We start from the raw sequence: 22627 nt of genomic DNA on the forward strand, positions 1-22627 counted from the left end.
GGTATCAGGGTGATCGCGACCTAGGCAAGGCCGGCGGGACGCCGCAGGTCCAGCGTCGTTGGGAAGGTCGCGTTGGGCCGCTCGCCGATCGGCTCGTAGGTGCCGGGCGTGTGGCCGATTTCCTCGAAGCGGGCGAGACGCCGGGCCTCGGCCTCGTAGGAATTGACCGGAAACGTATCGTAGTTGCGACCGCCCGGATGGGCGACGTGATAGACGCAGCCGCCCAGCGAGCGCTTCGACCATCGATCGTAGATGTCGAAGGTCAGCGGCGCGTCGACGGGCAGGGTCGGATGCAGCCCCGAGGCCGGCTGCCACGCCTTGAAGCGCACGCCCGCTACCGCATCCTTGCCGCTGCCGGTCGGCGTCATCGGTACTTCGCGGCCGTTGCAGGTGAGCATGTGGCGCGCCGGGTCGAAGCCGCTCATCTTCGCCTGCAGCCGCTCGACCGAGGAATCGACGAAGCGCACCGTGCCGCCGATGGCGCCCGTCTCGCCCATCACATGCCAGGGCTCCAGCGCCTGGCGCAGTTCCAGCGTGACACCGCTGCGCTCGATCCGGCCGCAGAAGGGGAAGCGGAACTCGGCCTGCGCCTCGAACCACTCGGCCCGCATCGGATAGCCGGCCGCGCCGAGATCGGCGAGGACGTCGGTAAAGTCCTGCCAGACGAATTCCGGCAGCATGAAGCGGTCGTGCAGGGTGGTGCCCCAGCGCACGAAGCGGCCGGTCTCCGGCGTCTTCCAGAACTTGGCGATCAGCGCCCGGATGAGGAGCTGCTGGGCCAAGCTCATCCGCGCGTCCGGCGGCATCTCGAAGCCGCGGAATTCGACGAGGCCGAGGCGGCCCGTCGGACCGTCGGGGGAGAACAGTTTGTCGATGCAGATCTCGGCTCGGTGGGTGTTGCCGGTCACGTCGATCAGGAGGTTGCGGAACAGCCGGTCGGTCATCCATGGCGCCACGGAGGTGGAATCCTCCGGGATCTGCGCCATGGCGATCTCGAGCTCGTAAAGCTGGTCGTGGCGCGCCTCGTCGATGCGGGGCGCCTGGCTCGTCGGTCCGATGAACAGGCCGGAGAACAGATAGGACAGCGACGGATGGCGCTGCCAGTAGAGGACCAGCGACTTCAGGAGGTCCGGCCGCCGCAGGAAGGGCGAATCCAGCGGCGTGGCGCCGCCGACGACCACATGGTTGCCGCCGCCGGTGCCGGCATGCTTGCCGTCGATCATGAACTTGTCGGTGCCCAGCCGCGACTGCCGCGCCTCCTCGTAGACGGCCGTGGTGATGTCGACGCTCTCGCGCCATGACGCGGCGGGATGGACATTGACCTCGATGACGCCCGGGTCGGGTGCGACGCGGATGACGTTGAGCCGCGGATCGGCCGGCGGGGCATAGCCCTCGATCTGGATCGGCAGGTTTTCCGCTTCCGCCACCTCCTCGACTGCGCCGAGAAGGTCGAGATAGGCCTCGGCGGTCTCCAGCGGCGGCATGAACACGCATAATTTGCCGTCGCGCGGCTCGATGGCGATGGCGGTACGCACCGCGCCCAGAATGGCATTGGGGCTCGGCTCGGCCGGGGCCGCCGGCGCTGCGGTGCCAGAAGTCGACGTCATGCCGGCGCTGCCCGCCGACTGGCGCATCGTGCCGGCAGGGCCGTCCATTGCCTGCTCGGCCGTGTCGTCCCGCTGGCTCTGCATCTCGACGCGGCCGTACTGGGTGCGGTTTTGCGGCGGCAGCGGCGGGAAGGGCTGCATCGGGTCGGCCGGGTGGATGTAGGGATAGTCCTTCGGCTCCAGATGCGGGATCGCGCCGAGCGGCAGGCGATAGCCCAGCGCACTGTCGCCGGGGGCGAGGAACAGATGCCCGCGCCGGGTCGTCCAGCGCTCCGACTGCCAGCGCAGGGCGCGCTCGCCGCGTCCCTGCCACGCCTGCACCGGCAGGACATAGCCGGTCGGCTTGGACAGGCCGCGCGAGAACACCGTCGCCAGACGGGCGCGCTCCTCCGGGTCCTCGAGCTTGGAATCGGTCGGCTCGACATTTTCGGGAAGCTGCGCCTCGCGGGCGAGCCAGTAGGCGGAGTCCTCATAGGCCGGCGCGGCGTAGTCGGGCGACACGCCGATCGCCTCGGCGACCTTGCGCGACAGGCGCTCGGCCTCTTCGGGCCCGACCGGGCGCGCCTCGGTCTCACGCGCCACCAGTTCGGCGTTCTTCCAGACCGGCACGCCGTCCTTGCGCCAGTAGAGCGAGAAGGTCCAGCGCGGAAGGGTCTCGCCTGGATACCACTTGCCCTGGCCGTAATGCAGGAAGCCGCCGGGCGCGAACCGGTCGCGCAGGCGCCGGATCAGGTCGTCAGCGAGGCCCCGCTTCATCGGGCCGGTCGCGTCGGCGTTCCATTCCGGCGACTCGAACTCGTCGATCGAGACGAAGGTCGGCTCGCCGCCCATGGTCAGGCGGACGTCGTTCTCCACCAGTTCGCGGTCCACCTTTTCGCCGAGCGCGTCCAGCGCCTGCCAGCTCTCCTCGGAGAAGGGGTAGGACACGCGCGGCCGCTCGGAGATGCGGTCGACGGTCATTTCGAAGTCGAATTCGACCTCGGCGAAGCTGACGACGCCCGAGATCGGCGCGGCCGAGCGGTAATGCGGCGTCGCGGCCAAAGGCACATGGCTCTCGCCGGTCATCAGGCCGGAGGTTGGGTCGAGGCCGATCCAGCCGGCTCCGGGCAGATAGACCTCGGCCCAGGCGTGCAGGTCGGTGAAATCGACATCGGTGCCCGTGGGACCGTCGAGGGCGACCTGGTCGGGCTTCAACTGGATCAGATAGCCGGAGACGAAGCGGGCGGCGAAGCCGAGATGACGCAGGACCTGGACCAGCAGCCAAGACGTGTCGCGGCACGAGCCCGAGCGGTTCTGCAGCGTTTCGTCCGGCGTCTGAACGCCCGGCTCCATGCGCACCAGATAGGTGATCTCCTGCTGCAGCGTCCGGTTGAGGCCGACGAGGAAATCCACCGTATGGGTTTCGCTGCGGTCGAGCTCTTCCAGATAGCGGGTCAGCAGCGGACCGGCCGGCTCGGCGCCGAGATAGGCGGAGAGGTCGGTCTTCAGCGGCTCCTCGTACTGGAACGGCCAGGCCTCGGCCGCTTCCTCGACGAAGAAGTCGAACGGATTATAGACCGTCATGTCGGCCAGGAGATCGACCTCGATGCGGAATTCCGTGGCTTCTTCCGGGAACACCAGACGCGCGAGGTAGTTGCCGAATGGATCCTGTTGCCAGTTGATGAAGTGGTTTTCGGGCAGGATCTTCAGCGCGTAGGACGGCACCCTGGTGCGCGAATGCGGTGCCGGCCGCAGCCGGATGACCTGCGGGCCGAGCCTGACGGGGCGGTCGTAGCGGTAATGGGTGACATGGTGCAGGGCTGCTAGGATCGACATCGGAACTTTCGTGCAGGTCACTCGGAACGCGGCGGGGCGGATGCTGCAGACGTTCCTTGACCATAAGGCCGGGACGGTTCCCGGCAAGCTCTCCCATCCCCCTGCAGGGGATGCGGACCGATTTATTTGCCTCCGGCGCCACAAAGCCGGAACCTGCCGCCCATCGGCGCATTGATGCGCGCTGGCTGCTAACGCCACGTCAGGCGCCGCAAAGGTATTGAAGATGAAGCTGTTTTCCTGTCCGTCCTGCTCGCACACCGTGTTCTTCGAAAACACCGTCTGCGAGCGCTGCAATCACGCGCTCGGCTACGAGCCGCAGGCCAACCATATCCTGGCGCTGGAGGCCGACGACGGGATCTGGAAGTCGGTCGGCGCCTACAGTGATGCCGGCCGCTGGAAATACTGCCAGAACAGCGAATACGGCGTCTGCAACTGGCTGATCCCCGGCGACAGCGCCGACAGCCTGTGCGCCGCCTGCCGGCACAATGTCACGGTGCCCGACCTCGGCGATACCGAGAAGGTCGATCTGTGGCGCAGCATGGAGATCGCCAAGCACCGGATGATCTACACGGCGATGCGGCTCGGCCTGCCGCTGGTGACCCGCGACGAGGACGATGAGGGCCTGGGCTTCGACTTCCTGTCGAACGATCCCGGCACCAACGAATCGGTGATGACCGGCCACGACGACGGGCTGATCACCATCGCGCTGGTCGAGGCGAACGATGCCGAGCGCGAGAAGCGCCGGACATCGATGGGCGAGCCCTACCGCACGCTGCTAGGTCATTTCCGCCACGAGGTCGGCCACTGGTACTGGGACCGGCTGGTCCGCGACGGCGGTGCGCTGGACGCCTGCCGGGCGATCTTCGGCGACGACACGGTGGATTACGGCGACGCGCTGCAGACCCACTACGCCAACGGCCCGAAGCCGAACTGGCAGGACGAATATGTCTCGTCCTATGCCGGTGCCCATGCCTGGGAAGATTTCGCCGAGACCTGGGCGCATTACTTCCACATTGTCGATACGCTGGAGACCGGCCGCAGCTGGGGCGTCATCGTCAATCCGCGGGTCGACGAGGCCGGGCTCCTCAGCACCCGGATCGATTTCGACGTCTTCGCGGAAGGTGTCACGACGCAGGAAATCGCCGGGGCGTGGCTGCCGCTGTCGGCGGCACTGAACTCGTTCAACCGCTCGATGGGGCATCAGGATCTCTATCCCTTCGTGCTCTCCGAAACGGTGATCGGCAAGCTCGGCTTCATCCACGATCTGGTCCATGGCCGGATCGGCAACGCGACGGGCAAGGCCGGCGCGCACCGCGGCTGACGAGCAGGTCGCGACCATCGAAATTACCGGGCGCGGACCGGTCCGGCGGTGGCACAAATGCCATTCGCGTGAGTTAGGCTGATGCGGGCCGGAGACGGAAGCAGCGTTGGTCGGCAAGGCGGTCGCAGCGACACGACCAGCCACCGCGTGCAGCGCGGCCGGACCGCATCGGCCCATGGAATTGACGGGACAGGCATATGACAGGCGGCAATCGTTTCTCCTTCGACACGTCCTGGGGCACACGGCACGGGGATGACGGGACCGTCTTCCGGCTCTGGGCGCCCGGCGCCGGACATGTCGATCTCGTCATTGGACGCCAAGGCGGTGAGAACGACTTCCTTGCAATGGAGAAGGACGCCGCCGGCTGGTGGCGGGTCACGACCGATCAGGTTGCCGTCGGTGGCGGCTACGGTTTCCGCGTCGATGACGGCATAGTCGTTCCCGACCCCGCGGCGCGCGCCCAGATGGGCGACGTGCACGGCCTGTCGAAACTGGTCGATCCACGATCCTATGCCTGGAAGACTGCCGACTGGGCCGGCCGGCCCTGGGAAGAGGTGGTCTTCTACGAACTCCACACCGGCACCTTCACCGAGGCCGGCACCTTCGAGGCGATGATCGAGCGGCTCGACTATCTGCGGGACCTCGGGATCACCGCGGTCGAGCTGATGCCCGTCGCCCAGTTCGGCGGCCGCCGCGGCTGGGGCTATGACGGCGTGCTGCTCTACTGCCCGCACGAGGTCTATGGCGGCGTCGACGGTCTCAAGCGGCTGGTCGACGCGGCGCATGAGCGCGGCCTGATGGTCTTCCTCGACGTCGTCTACAACCATTTCGGACCCGACGGGAACTACATCGGCTCCTATGCGCCGGAGTTCTTCCACGAGGAGATCCACACCCCCTGGGGCGCGGCGATCGCCTATGACGAAGCGCCGGTGCGCGAGTTCATGATCGACAATGCGCTCTACTGGCTCGAGGAATACCGGATCGACGGCCTGCGCCTCGACGCGATCGACTCAATCAAGGACACCACCGACACCCCGCTGGTGAAGGAACTGGCCGCGCGGGTCCGGGCGGCCTTTCCCGATCGCCACGTGCATCTGACCACAGAGGACGACCGCAACATCACCTGGCATGTCGCCCGCGACGAGGCCGGGCAGCCGGCGCTGGTCTCGGGCGAATGGAACGACGATTTCCATCATTGCGCCCATGTCATCGCGACCCATGAATACGACAATTACTACGCCGACTATGTCGGCCACAGCGTCGAGCAGATGGCCAAGTGCCTGGCCACCGGCTTCGTCTTCCAGGGCGAGTATTCCGAGCATCGCGGCCACGAGGTGGGCGAGAATTCGGCGCATCTGCCACCGACGGCCTTTGTCAATTTCGTCCAGAACCACGACCAGATCGGCAATCGCGCCTTCGGCGACCGGCTGACGGATCTCGGCTCGCGCCGCGCGGTCGAATGCCTGCAGACCATCCTGCTTCTGTCGCCGCAGATCCCGCTGATGTTCATGGGCGAGGAGTTCGGCGACACCCATCCGTTCAGCTTCTTCACCGATTTCGACGGCGAACTCGGCACCGCGGTGCGCGAGGGCCGGCGCAACGAATTCGCCAAGTTCGGGGCGTTCCAGGACGAGGAAGCGCGGCAGCTGATCCCCGATCCGAACGAGGAAAGCACCTTCCACAATTCGCGGGTCGATTGGACCATGCCCGAGCGCCCGACCTATCGGCGCCGGCTGGAGCTGACGCGGCAATTGCTGGCCAAGCGCCAGTCCGCGATCGTCCCGCTTTTGAAGGGCATTGGCGGTAATGGCGGTACGTGGTTCGCGTCGGACGCGTCCAAGGCCTTCGTCGTGGCCTGGGAACTGGCCGGCGGGACGGTGCTGCACCTCTTCGCCAATCTCGACGACGAGCCGTGGCCGATCCCCGACACGGTCGCCAAGAGCGATCTGACCTGCGGGACGCTGGTGCACGCCTATCCGAAGGGCGCCGACGAGCAGCTGAAGAGCGGCATTCTGCCGGGTACCTCCGTGGTGTTCCGCCTCGAAAACCAGAACCTGATCGCGGGGCCGGTCTCTTGAGCCGCGCCCTGCAGGACCTCGCGGAAAGCCACGGCATCCAGGTCGAATACACGTCCGAGATGGGCGAGCCGGTCCGCATTTCCGATGCGGCGGTGCACAGCCTGCTGGGGGCGCTCGGCGTCGATCCGGACACCGGCGCGAAGGGCAGCTTTGCCGAAGCCCATCACACCCCCGAACGCGCCTGCGCGCTGCCGGCAACGGTGAAGGGGCAGCGTCGCTGGGGCGTTGCCTGCCAGCTCTACGGCCTGCGCTCGGCGCGCAATCTCGGCCTTGGCGACTTCACCGATCTCTCCGATCTGGCGGTGACCGCGGCACGCGAGGGCGCCTCCTTCGTCGGCGTCAATCCGCTGCATGCCCTGTTCATGGCCGATGCCGGCCGCTTCAGCCCCTATTCGCCCTCGACCCGCAGTTTCCTCAATCCGCTCTACATCGCCATCGATCGCCTCGACGGCGGCGACGGGGTGGTGGCCGCATTGCGCCGGGAAAGCCCGGAATTGTTCGATGCGCTCGACGGCGACCTCGTCGATTATCCGGCCGTCGGCCGGGTGAAGCGGCAGGCGCTGGAGCGGGTCTTTGCAGCGAACCGCGCCGACATCGAGGCCTCCGAAGCCTTCGCCCGGTTCCGGGCGGCCGGCGGCGAGGCGCTGGCGGGTTTCGCCCTGTTCGAGGCGATCTCGGAAGCGCAGGTGGCCGATGGCGGCCATGCGGGCTGGCACAACTGGCCGCAGGAACTGCAGGACCGCACGAGCCCGGCGGTTGCTGAATTCGCCGCCGCCCATGCCGACCGGCTGACCTTCCATGCGTGGCTGCAGTTCACCGCCGAAGCGCAGCTGGCGGCGGCACAGGCGACGGCCCGGTCCGCCGGCATGACGATCGGTCTCTATCTCGATCTCGCCGTCGGCGTTGCGCCAGACGGCGCCGAGACCTGGAGCGATCCGTCGCTGACGGTCAATGCGGCCCGGGTCGGTTCGCCGCCGGACATGTTCAACAGCCAGGGCCAGGACTGGGGCCTCGCGCCGCTGTCGCCCAAGGTGCTGGCCGAGCGCGACTACCGGCCGCTGCGCGCCTCCTTCGAGGCGCTGACCCGCCATGCCGGCGCCGTTCGCATCGATCACGCCATGGGTCTGGCGCGGCTGTGGTGGATCCCGCAGGATGCCGGCTCCTCGGGCGGCGGCTATGTCCGCTATCCGCTCGGCGCCATGGTCGACGCCGTGGCCGAAGCGTCCGAGGCCAATGAATGCCTGGTCATCGGCGAGGATCTGGGCACGGTTCCGGAAGGCTTTCGCGGCACGATGGAGGACGCCAACATCCTGTCCTACCGCGTGCTCTATTTCGAGCGGCAGGACGACCGTTTCGTGGAGCCCCAGGACTATCCCGAACTGGCACTGGCCTGCGTCTCCACCCACGATCTGGCGACGCTCGCCGGTTGGTGGACCGGCGCCGACGTGCAGCTGCGCGCCGAGGCCGGCACCCAGGACGAGGCCGCGACCGAGCGCGATCTCGCCGCGCGCCGCCATGATCGCGTGGCATTGCTGGCGGCGCTCGCCAAGGCGAAGCTGCTGCCGAAGGACATGGAGGCGCTGACCCTTGCGGGCGGTGCCGATCTGCCCGAGGCGCTGCCGGCGGAGATCGCCGTCGCCGTCCATCGCTATGTCGCGCGCACGCCGTCGCTGCTCCTGACCGTGCAGCTCGAGGACATGGTGGGGCAGGAGCGCCAGCCGAACCTGCCCGGCACCACCGACCAGTATCCCAATTGGCGCATCCGATCCGACGTGCCCCTCGAGGGGCTGATCGACCACGAACGCTTCCGGGCCATGGCCAGAGCCATGCGCGAAGAAAGGCCGAACGCATAATGAGCCGCCAACTCGTCGCCACCTATCGCCTGCAGTTTCGCGAGGGCACCGATTTCGCGGTCGCCGCAGATCTCGCCGCCTATGTCGGCAAGCTGGGCGCCAGCCATCTCTACGCCTCGCCGATCTTCGCCGCCTCGCCGGGCTCCACCCATGGCTACGACGTCACCGACTACAATTCCTTCGAGGAGGATCTGGGCGGAGTCGCCGGCTTCACCAAGATGAGCGACGCGCTGGTGAAGGCCGATCTCGGCCTGATCCTCGACTTCGTGCCGAACCACATGGGCGTCTCGCCAACCAACCACTGGTGGGAGGACGTGCTGCGCTGGGGCCGCGAAAGCCGCTATGCCGGCACCTTCGACATCTCCTGGGAAGCCGAGAAGATCCTCGTGCCGGTGCTGGCCAAGCCCTATGGCGAGGCCCTGGCCGACGGCGACCTGTCCGTCGTCTTCGACGAGCCGACGTCGAGCCTGCGCTTCGACGCCTCCGGCTACGGCCTGCCGATCGATCCGCGCACCTATGGCCACATCTTCGGCCTGATGGATCATCCGGACAAGGACCGGCTGATCCGCCGCTTCGCGGTTTCGACGCCGACCGAGGCCGACGAGATGACCGAGCGGTTCCACGAGCATCTGGCCGATCCGGCCTTCCGCTCGGCGCTGGACAAGGCGTTGGCGACGATCCGGGGCGATGAGGCTGCGCTGCACGATCTGCACGAGGCGCAGGCCTGGCGGCTCGCCTGGTGGCGTACGGCCCGCGAGAAGCTGACCTATCGGCGGTTCTTCGAGATCGCCGACCTGATCGGCGTGCGCCAGGAATCGCGCCGGGTCTTCCGCGAATCCCACCAGATGATCATGCGGCTGGCGCGCGAACGGCGGCTCGACGGTATCCGCATCGACCATGTCGACGGCCTCGCCGATCCGAAGGGCTATCTGGAGGATCTGCGCCAGGCGTTTCATTCGGTCCGCCGCTCGCCCTCGATCCATGTCGAGAAGATCCTGACCGGCGACGAGCGCCTGCGGACGTCCTGGGAGATCGCCGGCACGACCGGCTACGAATTCATCACCGCCCTGTCGGGGCTTTACGTCGACGCCGCCCGCGAGGCGCCGATGACCGACGCCTATCACGACTTCCTCGGCGAGGAGGAAGACCTGCGGGCCATGATCACCCGGCAGAAGCGGGCGATCTTCCAGCGCAACCTGGCCGGTGAACTGTCCTATCTGACGGGCCTGGCCCTGTCGGTGGCGGGGCGCGGCCTTGCGACCCGCGATCTGGGCGCCGACACCATGGCCCGCGCCATCGTCGAGGTGGCGACGGCGCTGCCGGTCTATCGCACCTATGTCTCGGTCGACGGCGTGCCGCGCCGCGATATCGCGATCATCGACGACGCCGTCGATCTGGCCATGACTGGTCGCGAGGTCGAGGCGGACGAGCCGATCCAGTTCATCGGCCGGCTCCTGAAGCTCGATTTCGAGGACGGCGCCGACGTCGCCGGCGCCCTCGACTTCACCCGCCGCCTGCAGCAGACCACCGGCGCGGTGATGGCCAAGGCCGTCGAGGACACGGTCTTCTACCGCTACAACCGGCTGATCGCGCTGAACGAGGTGGGCGGCGAGCCGGATCATTACGGCGCCGATGTCGATCTCTTCCACGAGGCAATGCAGATCCGGGTCGAGGATCAGCCGGAAGGCATGCTGGCGACCTCGACCCACGACACCAAGCGCGGCGAGGACGCCCGGGCGCGGCTCTATACCCTCTCGGAAGCGCCGGAGCACTGGCAGTCGCTGGTTCGCGGATATGCCGAGCAGCTCGCGCCGTTCCGCCATTCCATCGACGGCGGCCAGAGGGAAGCCCCCGAGCCGGCGACGGAATGGGGTCTCTACCAGTCGCTGCTCGGCGTCCTGCCGACCGATTTCGACCCGGCCGACACCGAAGCCTGCGCCGCGATCGCCGAACGCCTGGCCGCCTATGCCGAGAAGGCGGTGCGCGAGGCCAAGCGCTGGACCAGCTGGACCTCGCCGGCTGAAGCCTACGAAGCCGGCGTGCAGGACTTCGTCCATGCGCTGCTCGACCCGAAGAAGACCGGCGATTTCCTTTCCGGTTTCTGGGCAGCGGCGCAGCCCTTCGTGGCTGCCGGTGCGCTGAACTCGCTGTCCCAGACGGCGATCAAGATGGCAGCGCCCGGCGTGCCCGACATCTACCAGGGCACCGAGTTCTACGATTTCTCCCTGGTCGATCCGGACAACCGGCGGACCGTCGACTTCGCGTCGATCTCCGCCGCGCTGGCCGAAGCGGGCGATCCGGCGGACGCGCTGGCCGACTGGCGCAGCGGCCATCTGAAGGCGATGATCGTCGCGCGCGGACTGGCGATGCGCCAGCGTGCGCCGGCGCTGTTCACCTCGGGGGCCTATGTGCCGCTGGCCGTCGAGGGCACGATGGCGGCGCATGTCGTCGCCTTTGCCCGCACCGACGAGGCCGGACACGCCGCGATCACCATCGCGCCGCGGCTCTGCCTGACCCTGCTCGACGGGCGCGAGGCGATCGACGTGCCGGCCGAGCGCTGGCAGGAGACGTCGATCCGCCTGCCGGAGGGGCTCGCCGGACGCACCTATCGCGACGTGGTCACCGGGCAGGAGCATGAACTGCCCGCCGACCTCTCCCTGGCGACGGTGCTGGCTCAGCTTCCCTTCGCGCTGCTCGAGGCCATCTGATCGGCTTGCATCCGGGGCGATGGGAACCTTCGCCCTGGATGCAGGCAAGGCACCCTGCAGTTGCGCCTATCGGAGACCGTCATGGCAATCCGCACCGTCGTCTGGAACGAGTTCGTCCACGAGCGCGAAGAAGCCGAGGTCCGTGCGATCTATCCGGACGGCATCCACGAGACGATCGCCGCCGCCTTGCGGCAGGACCCGGAGATCGACGTCTCGACGGCAACAATGGACGCGCCCGAGCACGGCCTGCCGCAGGAACGGCTCGACAAAACGGACGTGCTCCTCTGGTGGGGGCACAAGGCGCATGGCCAAGTCAGCGACGAGACGGTCGACCGCGTCGCCGAGCGGGTGCATCAGGGCATGGGCCTGATCGTCCTGCATTCGGGGCACTTCTCGAAGATATTCAAGCGGCTGATGGGCACGCCCTGCTCGCTGCGCTGGCGCGAGGCGGGCGAGCGCGAACGGCTGTGGGCGATCAATCGCTCGCATCCGATCGCGCAGGGGCTCGGACCGTCGATCGAGCTGCCCCAGGCGGAGATGTATGGCGAACCGTTCCTGGTGCCCGAGCCGCTGGAGACGGTGTTCATCTCCTGGTTCGAGGGCGGCGAGGTGTTCCGCTCCGGCCTGACCTACCGGCGCGGGGCGGGCAACATCTTCTATTTCAGCCCCGGCCACGAGACCTATCCGATCTATCACGAGCCGGCCGTGCAGACCGTGCTGCGCAACGCGGTGCACTGGGCGTACAACCCGGTTCCGGCCTGGTCCGACGTGTCGAATGCGCCGAACGTGCCGGTCGACAAGGCACCCGAGCCGATCGAGCAACGCGGCGCCTCGCTCCACAAGGATGGCGAGGCGGGCTTTCGATGACCGGCGGGGCGACCTCGCAGTCTGGGGCCGCGGCGGGTGCGAAGCGCATCCTGATCCTCGGCACCGGCAGCATCGCCCATCGCCATGCCGAGCATTTCGGCTCGATCCCCGGCTGCACGGTCGTCGCGGCCTGTGACACCAATGCCGAACGGGCCCGGGCCTTCGCCGCCCTGCACGGCATCCCGCATGCGTTCGACAATCTCGACGCCGCGCTGGCCTGGGGTGGTTTCGAGGCCGTGGTCAACGCGACGCCGGACCAAATCCACAAGCCGACGACGTTGCAGGTCCTCGAACACGGCAAGGCGGTGTTCTGCGAGAAGCCGCTGGCGGTCCATGCGGCCGACGCCTTCGAGATGGTCGCGGCGGCGGAAGCGGCCGGCGTGATCAACATGGTCAACCTGACCTACCGCAACGCCCATGCCATCCAGATGGCGCGGCGGATGATCGAGGCGGGCGAGATCGGCGACATCCGGCACGTTGCCGCGAGCTATCTGCAAAGCTGGCTGACGGCGCGCCACTGGGGCGACTGGCGGACCGACGAGCGATGGCTGTGGCGGCTGTCGACGGCCCATGGCTCGGGCGGCGTCCTCGGCGATATCGGCATCCACATCCTCGACTTCGTCACCTTCGGCACCGGTCTCGACATCGCCGCGCTGGGGGCGCGGCTGAAGACCTTCGACAAGGCCGAGGGCGGTGCGATCGGCGACTACGGCCTCGACGCCAACGATTCCTGCGCGATGACGGTGGAATTCGACGACGGGGCGCTGGGCGTCGTCCATATGAGCCGCTCGGCGACCGGCAGGGAGAACGATCTCGACCTGACCATTCACGGCGAAAAGGGCGCCCTGAAGATCTGGTCCAACACGACCGACTCGACGCTGTCCGCCTGTCTCGGGCCGGATATCGAGACGCAGACCTGGAAGGTGCTCGACTGCCCGCCGACGCCGCGCAACGCAGACCGCTTCGTGCTGGCGCTCCTGTCGGGGGTGAACGGCCAGCCGGATTTCCGCCACGCGGCGCAGGTGCAGACACTGCTCGACCTCGCCATCCGCTCGGACGCGCAGGGCCGGATGCTGACGGTCGATTGAGCAAAAGGCGCGGCGAATCGCTTTTTCGGGGGCGTATCCAGTCCCGGTTAAGGATTTGCCCGGTAAGCTGCCGCCCATGTGCCGCCTTCCGCGGCCGTAGTGTCACGTGCGGTCCGCACGGCCAGGAAACGCCGGCATGCTCTCCAATACGCTCTCGTACCAGCTCTACACCCGCGACATGACCCGCACGCTCGACCGCATCGCGGCCGACCCCGTGGTCAAGCGCGAGGCGGAATACTACCGGACGAACATCCATTCGGTCTCGACGATCGACGAGTTCATGGCGGATTACCGGCTCTATTCCTACGCCATGAAGGCGCATGGGCTGGAAGAGCAGATCGGTTCGATGGCGCTGATCAAGAAGGTGCTGGAAAGCGATCTCAGCGATTCCACGAGCCTTGCCAACAAGCTGTCGGACGAGCGCTACCGGACCTTCGCCAAGGCCTTCAGCTTCATCAGCACCGCCGAGCCGCCGGTTCTGGTGGCCCAGACGGTCGGGCAGACCGATCTCGTCGTCGAGGCCTATTCGGACTACCGCACCCGCGCCGGCCAGGTGCATGCGACGGCCGCCAAGGCCTACATGGACGGCATCGGCGTCATCTCCAATGTCGACGAGTTCCTGAACAGCACGCACCTCTTCAACGTCTCGCTGGCCTCGGTCGGCATCGACCCGTCGATCGCGTCGCGCTCTTTCATCCGCGATGTCCTGACCGGCAACGCCGCTGACGGCCCGGCCGCCAATGGCGACAACCGCTATGCCGATCTTGCCGCCATGCTGGCCTTCGAGCCGGACGGCTCGATCCCCGCCGGCGGCCTGCAGAGCGAGAAGGAGGCCAACAACACGGTCTTCGAATATTTCGCCAAGAAGGGTCTCGCCACCAGCGAGCAGGCGGCGGCCTATCAGGTCAGCTACTACGAATCCGAGATCGCCAAGATCCGTACTGCGGACGAACTGGTCAACGATCCCCGCCTGTTCGGCATGGCGCTCAGTTCGGTAGGCCTCAGCGATTCAGAGATGCCGTCCTATGCGTGGACGCTGATCACCAGCGATCCGGACGACCCGAACAGCGACCTGAACCAGATGCCGGAGGACACGCCGGCCTCGCTCGCCCGCAAGGAGAAGTACAAGCTTCTCAATGAGCGGTTCAATTTCGACACCCAGGGCAATCTCGCTGTCGGGCAAGACGCCCAGAGCGACGCGGCGCGCGAGGCGACGGTCGACGGCTATTTCGCCAATTACCGCACCGCCACCGCCGGCAACGACAAGATCGCCACCAGCCTGTTCCGCGTGGCGGTGAGCGGCATGTCGACCGTGCGCCAGTTCGTCTCGAGCTCGGCGGTCTACGACTACGCCCTGAAGGCCTTCGGCCTCGATCCGGCCACGGAGAGCCGCAGCAGCATCATGCGGGTGCTGCGCAGCGACCCCTCCGACCCGTCGTCCTATGCCAATTCGTTGAATGACGATCGCTACGTGAAGCTCGCCGCGGCGTTCAACTTCGACGACAGTGGCAAGATCGCGGCCCAGCGGATTGCCCAGACCGAAGCCAACCAGATCGACACCGCGACGCGCTACGCGGAATCCTTCGGCGACGCGCCGACCACGGCCGAAAGCAAGGCGATCACCGAGGCCACCACGGCCTACAAAAAGGCGCTCCTGTCGATCGTCTCCGTCAACGACTTCGTCAGCAACAAGACCGTCGTGGACTTCGCGCTGAAGGCCTATGGGCTGGAGGCCGATCGCCTGTCGCAGAAGGATCTCGTCTCGATTCTGACCAGCGATCCGTCCGATCCCGAGAGCTTCGTCAACAAGTCGGGCGATCGCCGTCTGATCGAGTTCGCGGCCGCCTACGCCTTCACGCCGGATGGCGGTATCGAGCGCGGCGTCCACGAGATCCAGAGCGCCAGCGACTTCCTGTCGACGCAGGATTTCTACCTGCGCCAGACCATGGAAGAAGAGGCCGGCGCCGACAACGAGTCGGTGCGCCTGGCCCTCTATTTCCGTCGGCTGGCGCCAGAACTGACGTCGATCTACGAGATCCTTGCCGATCCGGCGCTGCTGACCGTGGTGCAGACCGCGGTGGGACTGCCGGCCGAATCGAGCCAGAGCAATCTCGATCTGCAGAAGCGGACCATCGAGAAGAAACTGGATCTGGAAACGCTGAAGGACCCGAAGGGGCTGGAGCGGTTCATCAGCCGCTATCTCGCCCTGCAGGAAGCCCAGTCGACGAGCACGGCGACGTCGCCGGCCCTGGCGATCCTCGGCAGTTCCGGCGGCATCCTGTAACCACCTGCGATACGCGACACGACGAAGGCCCCGGCGGATACGCTCCACCAGGGCCTTCGTCGTTCGGGTCCATCATCGATGGGCGCGGGCCGCACGGCCAGTCACCTGCCGCGCGACGCGAGTACTCCCGTCAGGTCAGCGGACCGACAGGACCTCGCCACTGCGACGGTCGATCTCGACCCGCATCTGGCGCTTGCGCCGGTCGGAGCCCTCGACGCGGTAGGCGCCGCGGCTGCTCGTGACGACATGCACCTGCCGCATGCCCTGGCGCTTGGCGATGCGGACCGCATCGCGCTCGGACACGTCGCGGCGGGCTTCCTCGCGCCGGTCGCGGCGATCGTGGTCGCGCCGGTCGTGATCGCGCATCTGTTCCTGGGGGACGATACGGATTCCGTCGCGACCGATCTGGACGCTCTGGGACAGCACCGGCGTGGCCGCGGTCATCGCCGCGACGGCCACCACTGCGTAAAGGGATTTCCTGCTGATCACGGCTCGACTCCTCACCCGCAAATAGCGCGGCCGGAAACAACTCCAGCGCGTGCGCGGACCCCAAACCGGCAACGAGGTTGTTTGGTTCCGTGACTATCAGGGAAGCGGTCAGCCGCGGGTGCGGCGAATACGACAACGGCGCCGGATGGGCGCCGTTGTCTGTGCTGTCAAAAGCCGACGGGGCGCGTCAGTGCAGGTACTGGCCGCCATTCGCCGAGAGCGTCGAGCCGGTGACGAAGCCGGCATCGTCCGAGGCGAGGAACACCACGCAGCGGGCGATCTCTTCGGCCTCGCCGAGACGGCCGACCGGAATCTGCGGCAGGATGTGCTTCTGCATCACGTCGTCGGAGATCGTCGCCATCATCTCGGTGTTGATGTAGCCGGGGCAGATCGTGTTGACGGTGATGCCCTTCTTGGCGCCTTCCTGGGCCAGCGCCTTGGAGAAGCCGATGTCGCCGGCCTTGGCGGCGGAATAGTTCGCCTGGCCGGCTTGGCCCTTCTGGCCGTTGATCGACGAGATGTTGATGATCCGGCCGAAATTGCGCGACCGCATGCCCTCCCAGACCGGCCGCGTCATGTTGAACAGGCCGTTGAGATTGGTGCCGATGACCTCCTGCCATTGCTCGGGCGTCATCTTGTGGAACATGGCGTCCCGGGTGATGCCGGCATTGTTGACCAGGATTTCCACCGGGCCGTGCTCGGCCTCGACCTTGGCGATGCCTTCCGCGCATGCCTCGTAGGAAGAGACGTCCCATTTGTAGACGGCGATGCCGGTGGCGTCCTTGAAGGCGTTGGCCTTCTCGTCATTGCCGGCATAGGTCGCCGCCACCGTGTAGCCGGCCTCCTTCAGCGCCTTGGAGATGGCCGCGCCGATACCCCGCGTGCCGCCGGTGACGATTGCAACTCTTCCCATGTCTTCCTCCCGTTTGGATTATCCCGACGCGTGAGCGTCGCGCGTTCCGTGTGTCTTGTCATGTGCGAAGGCCGGCGCGTCGGTTCCCAGCCCGTGCCGAAGCAGAAAGGCCTTGCCGTCGCTGGCGCCCTGTCGCCAGGTGTCCTCGATCTTCCTGCGATTGGTGAAATCGATCTTGTCGGCCGGCACCGCTTCGGACGGCTCGACATAGAGGCAACTCTCCGATTGCGGCAGGTGACGGAACCGGCGGGTGAGCAGGATGAGCGTCCGGCCTTCGTTCGGATCGGGCATAGGCGCCTTCGACGTCATCCCGCCGTCGATGACCGGGCGGCCGTTCCAGCCCTCGATGTTGAACACCGGCGGGATCACGGCGGCACTGCAGACCAGGTCGATCAGGCGCCCGTCGCGGGCCGCCTGCCTTGCGTCGACGAGGATCTGGTCGGTGCCCAGCGCCGTCGGCAGCACGACCTTCGGGGTCGAGCGGACGGCGAGATCGAGGAGATAGGCCGCCATCAGCGGGAAGGTCGACCATTTCGGCAGACGCCGGGTCGGCGGATGGGCCAGCAACACCTGAAAGGACGGGCCGTCGGCAATCGCCGCGATGGCCTGCCGGTCGAGCGTCTCAGCGACGATCTCCCGGTACATGCGCTGGTGCGGCGTCAGCCCGTCGGCCTGCACCTCGTTCCAGCTTGTGGCGATGTTCTGCGACCGGCGGTCGAAGGTCGCGCCCATCACCTCCAGCAGGGTTTCGTCACGACCGGCGATGAAGCAGCTCGCCGACAGCGCGCCGCCGGAGACGCCGGCGATGCGTGCCGGCGTCAGGGCCAGCGGCCGGCGGACCGTCTCCAGGAAACCGCCGTGCCAGAAGCAGCGTGTTCCGCCGCCCGAGAACACGAGCTGTTCGAAGTTCAGGTCCGTCATGCCGCTGCGCCGTTTACGACGGCGCCGTTACGGGCGCTCGAAGCACATGGCGACGCCCATGCCGCCGCCGATGCACAGGGTGGCGAGACCCTTCTTGGCGTCGCGCCGGATCATCTCGTGGATCAGCGTGTTGAGAACGCGGGTGCCGGATGCGCCGATCGGGTGGCCGATGGCAATGGCGCCGCCATTGACGTTGACGATGTCCGGGTTCCAGCCGAGGTCCTTGTTCACCGCGCAGGCCTGGGCGGCGAAGGCCTCGTTGGCCTCGACGAGATCGAGATCCTCGACGCTCCAGCCGGCCTTTTCGAGGGCCTTGCGCGACGCCGGGATCGGGCCGGTGCCCATGATCGACGGATCGACGCCGGCGGTCGCCCAGGAGGCGATGCGCACCAGCGGCGTCAGGCCACGCCGCTCGGCCTCGGCCTCGCTCATCAGCACCGTGGCGCCGGCGCCGTCATTGATGCCCGAGGCGTTGGCCGCCGTGACCGAGCCTTCCTTGTCGAAGGCCGGGCGCAGCTTCTGCACCTTCTCCAGCGTCGTGCCGTGCTTGATGTATTCGTCCTCCTCGACCACCGTGTCGCCCTTGCGGCCCTTCACGGTGAAGGGGACGATCTCGTCCTTGAAGCGACCCGCCTTCTGGGCGGCCTCGGCCTTGTTCTGCGAGGCGACGGCGAACTCGTCCTGCATCTCGCGGGTGATCTGCCACTGGCGCGAGACGTTCTCGGCCGTGTTGCCCATGTGGTAGCCGTTGAAGGCGTCGATCAGGCCGTCCTTCAGCATGGTGTCGACCATCTTCAGGTCGCCCATCTTCTGGCCCTGGCGCAGATGCGCGGCATGCGGGGCCATGGACATGGATTCCTGGCCGCCGGCGACGATGATGCTGGCGTCGCCGAGGGCGATCTGCTGCATGCCGATGGCGACGGTGCGCAGGCCCGAGCCGCAGAGCTGGTTCAGCGCCCAGGCGGTGGTCTCCTTCGGGCAGCCGGCCGCCATGGCCGCCTGGCGGGCCGGGTTCTGGCCCTCGGCGGCGGTCAGGATCTGGCCCATGATGACCTCGTCGACATCGCCGGCGTCGACCTTGGCGCGGGCCAGCGCCTCGCGGATGGCCGCGGCGCCCAGCTCATGGGCCGGCACGTTGGCGAAGGCGCCGTTGAAGGAGCCGACCGGGGTGCGCGCCGCGCCGACGATGACGACCGATTGTCCGTTGCTCATGACCTGTGTCTCCCTGCGGGCTGCCCGCGATCCGAGGAATTCCGTGCGCCGACAGATAGGGTGCCGCGACCGGGTTCCCATCGGTTGTCGCAGAGCCGCTTTGCGACTGTCAACGCGATCCCCGGCGTTGCGCCCCGCGCCGGCGGGCGCTGCAATGCGGTAGGCGCCCCCGGCCGGCCACGGGGAATGGTTTGAGTACCGCCGGGTTTTGTGCCTATCATTTATGCGGCGCAACGAAGCAGTCGCACAAACCGACGACGTTGACGCCGGAACAGCGGGCTAGGGGGTGAGGAATGGCCAAGAATTCGGATGTGACGGTCATCAAGAAATACGCCAATCGCCGGCTCTACAACACCGGTACCAGCACGTATGTGACGCTGGAAAACCTGGCGGCGATGGTCAAGAAGAACGAGGAATTCGAGGTTCAGGACGCCAAGACCGGCGAGGACATCACCCATTCGGTGCTGACCCAGATCATCTTCGAGCAGGAGAACAAGGGCGGCCAGAACCTGATGCCGATCGCCTTCCTGCGCCAGCTCATCCGATTCTACGGCGACCAGATGCAGATGGTCATTCCGGCCTATCTGGAACAGTCGATGAGCGCGTTCTCGCGCGAACAGGAAGGCTTCCGCGACAAGCTGCCGAGCGCGATGGCGCAGACGCCGATCAAGCTGATGGAGGAGCAGGTTCGCCGCAACACCGAGATGTTCCGGCAGGCCATGACCGTGTTCAATCCGTTTGCCGCAGGAGCCATGGGCAATGCGGCCGATCCGGCTTCGCGTGACAGCGAAGCGGCCGCGCCGCGCCGCAACGAGCGGCCGGCCGACGACGATCTGAAGGCGATGCGCGAGCAGCTGGTGGAGATGCAGAAGCGCATCGAGGCGCTGGATGCCCGCAAGACCGACACCAAGAAGGCCGACTGATCACGACCGGCGCTGTCCGCTGCCCGGGGGAGGACCGGGCCGCGGGCGCTACGGCGTGGCGACAGCAGTGCAGACAACGCGAAAAGGGGCAGTCCTGCCGGACCGGCCCTTTTTCATGCTGATCGATCCGGCCGCCGAAGCAGCCGGGAAAGGGCTTACGCCTTTTCCTTGACCGTCAGGATCTGGCGACCGCGATACATGCCGGTCTTCAGGTCGACGTGATGCGGACGGCGCAGCTCGCCCGAATCCTTGTCTTCGATGTAGGTCGGTGCCTTGAGGGCGTCCGCCGAACGGCGCATGCCGCGCTTCGACGGGGACGTTTTGCGTTTGGGTACGGCCATGTCTTGCTCCGTTCGGGCTGTCGGGGGATGCCGCAATGCGGCATCATCGACGTCTGTCTGATCTCGTTCTGCGCCGGCTCTCGGAGCTCCGCGCATTCACGTCGGCGTCGCCCGCGATCCCATGCAGATCGCCGCAGAACTTCGCCATGACGGGAATTCGAGGCTGCCCATAGCAAAGACCCGGCTGGTTGGGAAGGGGGCGGCGACGATTCCGTCGCCGTCCTCATGCCGGCTTCACGCAGCCGACATAGTCGCCCGAGCTTTTCGCCATGCGCTGCACCCGGTCGGCGAGGCGGTTGAGCCCGCGCCCGGGATTGGCCGGATTGCGTTCGATCGGATTGGGCAGTGTGACCGCCAGAAGCGCGGCCTGGCGAGCGGTGAGCCTGGCCGCGGACCGGCCGAAATAGTGCTGCGCAGCCGCCTCGATGCCGTAGACGCCGCGGTCCCACTCCACGACGTTGAGATAGATCTCCATGATCCGCCGCTTCGACAGGACGAGGTCCAGATACAGGGCGAGCGGCGCCTCGATCGCCTTACGCACATAGGAGCGGCCGCCCCACAGGAAGAGATTCTTCACCGTCTGCATGGGAATCGTCGATGCGCCGCGGGTTTCCTCGCCGGCCAGCGCTTCCTCGACCACGGCGCGCATTTCGCCCCAGTCGATGCCGTCATGCCGGCAGAACTGGCCGTCCTCCGACATCACCACCGAATAGACCATCACCGGGGCGATGGCGTCGATATCGACCCATTCGCGCTGCATCGAACGGAAGCCGAAGTGGTCGGCCAGCATCAGCGTCGAGACCGGATGCACGGCGCGCAGGGCATAGAGCGGCGTCAGGACGAGGGGAATCGCCACCAGCACGAGAATCACGAGAGCGGCGATCGCCGCGATACGCCGGATCATCGTGCGATGCCTGCACGGCCGGCGGAGGCCGGCTGGCTGTTGTTCGAAGGGCAGGGGCGGGAACGCGCGTTCATCCGCCGGTCTTACCGGTGACGCCGCATGGCCGCAACGCTGCGCCGTGTCGATCGCCGTGGGGTCTCGATGGCGGACCTGCCGCACAGCCGCCTTGACCCGGGCCGCGGCTTCGGCAAAGCCGGACGCGCACTGACAGGAGAGCGACGCCGCCATGAGCCAGACCCCGTTTCAAGCCCGGCTGTCGGAAGCCGCCGACCTGACCGAAGCGCGGCTCGCGGACTGCCTTGCCGGTACGGACGGTTCAGTCGCGGGCGCGCCAACGCGTCTGCTGGCGGCCATGCGCCATGGCGCGCTCGGCGGGGGCAAGCGGCTGCGGCCCTTCCTGGTGATCGAGAGCGCGCGCCTGTTCGGCGCCGACCCGCAGACTGCGATCGGCACGGCGACGGCGCTGGAATGCATCCACTGCTATTCGCTGGTCCATGACGATCTGCCGTCGATGGACGACGACGATCTGAGGCGCGGCAAGCCCACCGTCCACCGGGCCTATGACGAGGCGACGGCGATCCTGGCGGGCGACGGCCTCCTGACCCTGGCCTTCGGTCTCGTGGCGGGCGAGGCGTCCCTGTCGCCGGAGGCCCGCGTCGCGCTCGTCGCGCTGCTGGCGCGCGATGCCGGTGCCGCAGGCATGGTCGGCGGGCAGGTGCTGGATCTTGCCGCCGAGAACGCCGTCCTGTCCGAGGACGAGATCGCCCGGATGCAGGCGATGAAGACCGGCGCGCTGATCGCCTTCGCCTGCGAGGCGGGGGCCATCGTCGCCGATGCCGGTGCGGCCGAACGCGCCCGCCTGCGCCGCTTCGGCGAGATCGTCGGCCTCGCCTTTCAACTCGCCGACGATCTCCTCGACGAGACGGCGGATGCCGCAGTGCTGGGGAAGGCCGCTGGCAAGGACCGCGAGCGGGGCAAGAAGACGCTGCCCGCTCTCAACGGGATCGACTGGACCCGCAAGCGTCTCGACCGGCTGGTGGCCGAGGCGGAAGCGGAACTTGCGCCCTTTGGCGACAATGGAGCGGTGCTGATCGAGGCGGCGCGGTTCGTGGCGAACCGGTCGAGCTGAGGCCGGGGGCGACGGTGGCTTAGAAGGCCCGGGGCCTGTCCGGCCATGAGGTCCGATGGCCGATCGCGCAGCGATCCGGCCCGTTCTCCCGCCGCCGCATCGAGCTGCTTCTCTTCGCGCTTGCGAAACGTCCCGCGCCGCCGCAATCTTGAGTGCCGGCTGCAAGCGGGATAA

The 22627-nt window shown here is 67.3% G+C and carries 16 protein-coding genes; 9 read left to right on the plus strand and 7 right to left on the minus strand.

The features are described 5' to 3' along the window. Positions 1–20: 20 nt before the first annotated feature. Positions 21–3422, minus strand: coding sequence for a transglutaminase family protein (locus tag H536_RS0106975; RefSeq protein WP_024349785.1), 3402 nt, complete (start codon positions 3420–3422; stop codon positions 21–23). A 223-nt stretch (positions 3423–3645) separates the two neighbouring features. On the opposite strand from H536_RS0106975, the gene H536_RS0106980 reads away from it, so the two are divergent. The 7 genes from H536_RS0106980 to H536_RS0107010 all read left to right on the plus strand — a co-directional run bounded on the left by H536_RS0106980 (position 3646) and on the right by H536_RS0107010 (position 15621). Beyond that, on the plus strand, positions 3646–4743 hold the full coding sequence (locus tag H536_RS0106980) for a zinc-binding metallopeptidase family protein (protein ID WP_024349786.1): 1098 nt from the start codon (positions 3646–3648) through the stop codon (positions 4741–4743). 197 nt (positions 4744–4940) lie between these two features. Next, a complete protein-coding gene (gene treZ / locus H536_RS0106985) occupies positions 4941–6821 on the plus strand; it encodes a malto-oligosyltrehalose trehalohydrolase (RefSeq protein WP_024349787.1) in 1881 nt (626 codons plus the stop codon). Then, complete coding sequence (gene malQ / locus H536_RS0106990) at positions 6818–8674, plus strand: 4-alpha-glucanotransferase (RefSeq protein ID WP_024349788.1); 1857 nt, start codon at positions 6818–6820, stop codon at positions 8672–8674. The genes treZ and malQ overlap by 4 nt, the downstream gene beginning before the upstream one ends. After that, entirely contained in the window at positions 8674–11382 is a 2709-nt protein-coding gene (gene treY, locus H536_RS0106995; RefSeq protein WP_024349789.1) for a malto-oligosyltrehalose synthase, read from the plus strand. The genes malQ and treY overlap by 1 nt, the downstream gene beginning before the upstream one ends. An 81-nt stretch (positions 11383–11463) precedes the next feature. After that, complete coding sequence (locus H536_RS0107000) at positions 11464–12249, plus strand: ThuA domain-containing protein (RefSeq protein ID WP_024349790.1); 786 nt, start codon at positions 11464–11466, stop codon at positions 12247–12249. After that, complete coding sequence (locus H536_RS0107005) at positions 12246–13337, plus strand: Gfo/Idh/MocA family protein (protein WP_024349791.1); 1092 nt, start codon at positions 12246–12248, stop codon at positions 13335–13337. The genes H536_RS0107000 and H536_RS0107005 overlap by 4 nt, the downstream gene beginning before the upstream one ends. 136 nt (positions 13338–13473) lie before the next feature. Next, entirely contained in the window at positions 13474–15621 is a 2148-nt protein-coding gene (locus tag H536_RS0107010) for a DUF1217 domain-containing protein (RefSeq protein WP_024349792.1), read from the plus strand. A gap of 135 nt (positions 15622–15756) precedes the next feature. Here the strand turns inward: H536_RS0107010 and H536_RS0107015 are convergent, their stop codons facing one another. The 4 genes from H536_RS0107015 to H536_RS0107030 all read right to left on the minus strand — a co-directional run bounded on the left by H536_RS0107015 (position 15757) and on the right by H536_RS0107030 (position 19156). Continuing rightward, a complete protein-coding gene (locus H536_RS0107015; protein ID WP_228239353.1) occupies positions 15757–16110 on the minus strand; it encodes a PepSY domain-containing protein in 354 nt (117 codons plus the stop codon). Between the two features lie 187 nt (positions 16111–16297). After that, positions 16298–17023 carry an acetoacetyl-CoA reductase gene (phbB, locus tag H536_RS0107020; RefSeq protein ID WP_024349794.1) on the minus strand — a complete coding sequence of 242 codons (726 nt, stop codon included), beginning with the start codon at positions 17021–17023 and terminating at the stop codon, positions 16298–16300. A gap of 18 nt (positions 17024–17041) precedes the next feature. Continuing rightward, a complete protein-coding gene (locus H536_RS0107025) occupies positions 17042–17944 on the minus strand; it encodes a patatin-like phospholipase family protein (protein ID WP_024349795.1) in 903 nt (300 codons plus the stop codon). A 27-nt stretch (positions 17945–17971) separates the two neighbouring features. After that, positions 17972–19156 carry an acetyl-CoA C-acetyltransferase gene (locus H536_RS0107030; protein ID WP_024349796.1) on the minus strand — a complete coding sequence of 395 codons (1185 nt, stop codon included), beginning with the start codon at positions 19154–19156 and terminating at the stop codon, positions 17972–17974. Positions 19157–19449: 293 nt separating this feature from the next. Between H536_RS0107030 and phaR the strand changes: the two genes are divergently transcribed. Further along, positions 19450–20079: a polyhydroxyalkanoate synthesis repressor PhaR gene (gene phaR, locus H536_RS0107035; RefSeq protein ID WP_024349797.1), complete on the plus strand. Its 630-nt coding sequence runs from the start codon at positions 19450–19452 to the stop codon at positions 20077–20079. Positions 20080–20234: 155 nt separating this feature from the next. Here phaR and rpmF read toward each other — a convergent pair whose 3' ends face one another. Both rpmF and mtgA read right to left on the minus strand, forming a co-directional pair. Then, positions 20235–20420, minus strand: coding sequence for a 50S ribosomal protein L32 (gene rpmF / locus H536_RS0107040; protein ID WP_024349798.1), 186 nt, complete (start codon positions 20418–20420; stop codon positions 20235–20237). Positions 20421–20643: 223 nt separating this feature from the next. Beyond that, on the minus strand, positions 20644–21324 hold the full coding sequence (gene mtgA, locus H536_RS0107045; protein WP_024349799.1) for a monofunctional biosynthetic peptidoglycan transglycosylase: 681 nt from the start codon (positions 21322–21324) through the stop codon (positions 20644–20646). Between the two features lie 226 nt (positions 21325–21550). Between mtgA and H536_RS0107050 the strand changes: the two genes are divergently transcribed. Beyond that, a complete protein-coding gene (locus H536_RS0107050; protein ID WP_024349800.1) occupies positions 21551–22453 on the plus strand; it encodes a polyprenyl synthetase family protein in 903 nt (300 codons plus the stop codon). Positions 22454–22627 lie beyond the last annotated feature (174 nt).

Source organism: Aurantimonas coralicida DSM 14790 (assembly GCF_000421645.1).
Classification (GTDB): Bacteria; Pseudomonadota; Alphaproteobacteria; order Rhizobiales; family Rhizobiaceae; genus Aurantimonas; species Aurantimonas coralicida.

Excerpts from the sequence above, each read along its gene's own strand:
- H536_RS0106975 (WP_024349785.1), bottom strand. The coding sequence starts at position 3,422 with ATGTCGATCCTAGCAGCCCTGCACCATGTCACCCATTACCGCTACGAC.
- H536_RS0106980 (WP_024349786.1), top strand. The coding sequence starts at position 3,646 with ATGAAGCTGTTTTCCTGTCCGTCCTGCTCGCACACCGTGTTCTTCGAA.
- treZ (WP_024349787.1), top strand. The coding sequence starts at position 4,941 with ATGACAGGCGGCAATCGTTTCTCCTTCGACACGTCCTGGGGCACACGG.
- treY (WP_024349789.1), top strand. The coding sequence starts at position 8,674 with ATGAGCCGCCAACTCGTCGCCACCTATCGCCTGCAGTTTCGCGAGGGC.
- H536_RS0107000 (WP_024349790.1), top strand. The coding sequence starts at position 11,464 with ATGGCAATCCGCACCGTCGTCTGGAACGAGTTCGTCCACGAGCGCGAA.
- H536_RS0107005 (WP_024349791.1), top strand. The coding sequence starts at position 12,246 with ATGACCGGCGGGGCGACCTCGCAGTCTGGGGCCGCGGCGGGTGCGAAG.
- H536_RS0107010 (WP_024349792.1), top strand. The coding sequence starts at position 13,474 with ATGCTCTCCAATACGCTCTCGTACCAGCTCTACACCCGCGACATGACC.
- phbB (WP_024349794.1), bottom strand. The coding sequence starts at position 17,023 with ATGGGAAGAGTTGCAATCGTCACCGGCGGCACGCGGGGTATCGGCGCG.
- H536_RS0107025 (WP_024349795.1), bottom strand. The coding sequence starts at position 17,944 with ATGACGGACCTGAACTTCGAACAGCTCGTGTTCTCGGGCGGCGGAACA.
- H536_RS0107030 (WP_024349796.1), bottom strand. The coding sequence starts at position 19,156 with ATGAGCAACGGACAATCGGTCGTCATCGTCGGCGCGGCGCGCACCCCG.
- phaR (WP_024349797.1), top strand. The coding sequence starts at position 19,450 with ATGGCCAAGAATTCGGATGTGACGGTCATCAAGAAATACGCCAATCGC.
- rpmF (WP_024349798.1), bottom strand. The coding sequence starts at position 20,420 with ATGGCCGTACCCAAACGCAAAACGTCCCCGTCGAAGCGCGGCATGCGC.
- mtgA (WP_024349799.1), bottom strand. The coding sequence starts at position 21,324 with ATGATCCGGCGTATCGCGGCGATCGCCGCTCTCGTGATTCTCGTGCTG.
- H536_RS0107050 (WP_024349800.1), top strand. The coding sequence starts at position 21,551 with ATGAGCCAGACCCCGTTTCAAGCCCGGCTGTCGGAAGCCGCCGACCTG.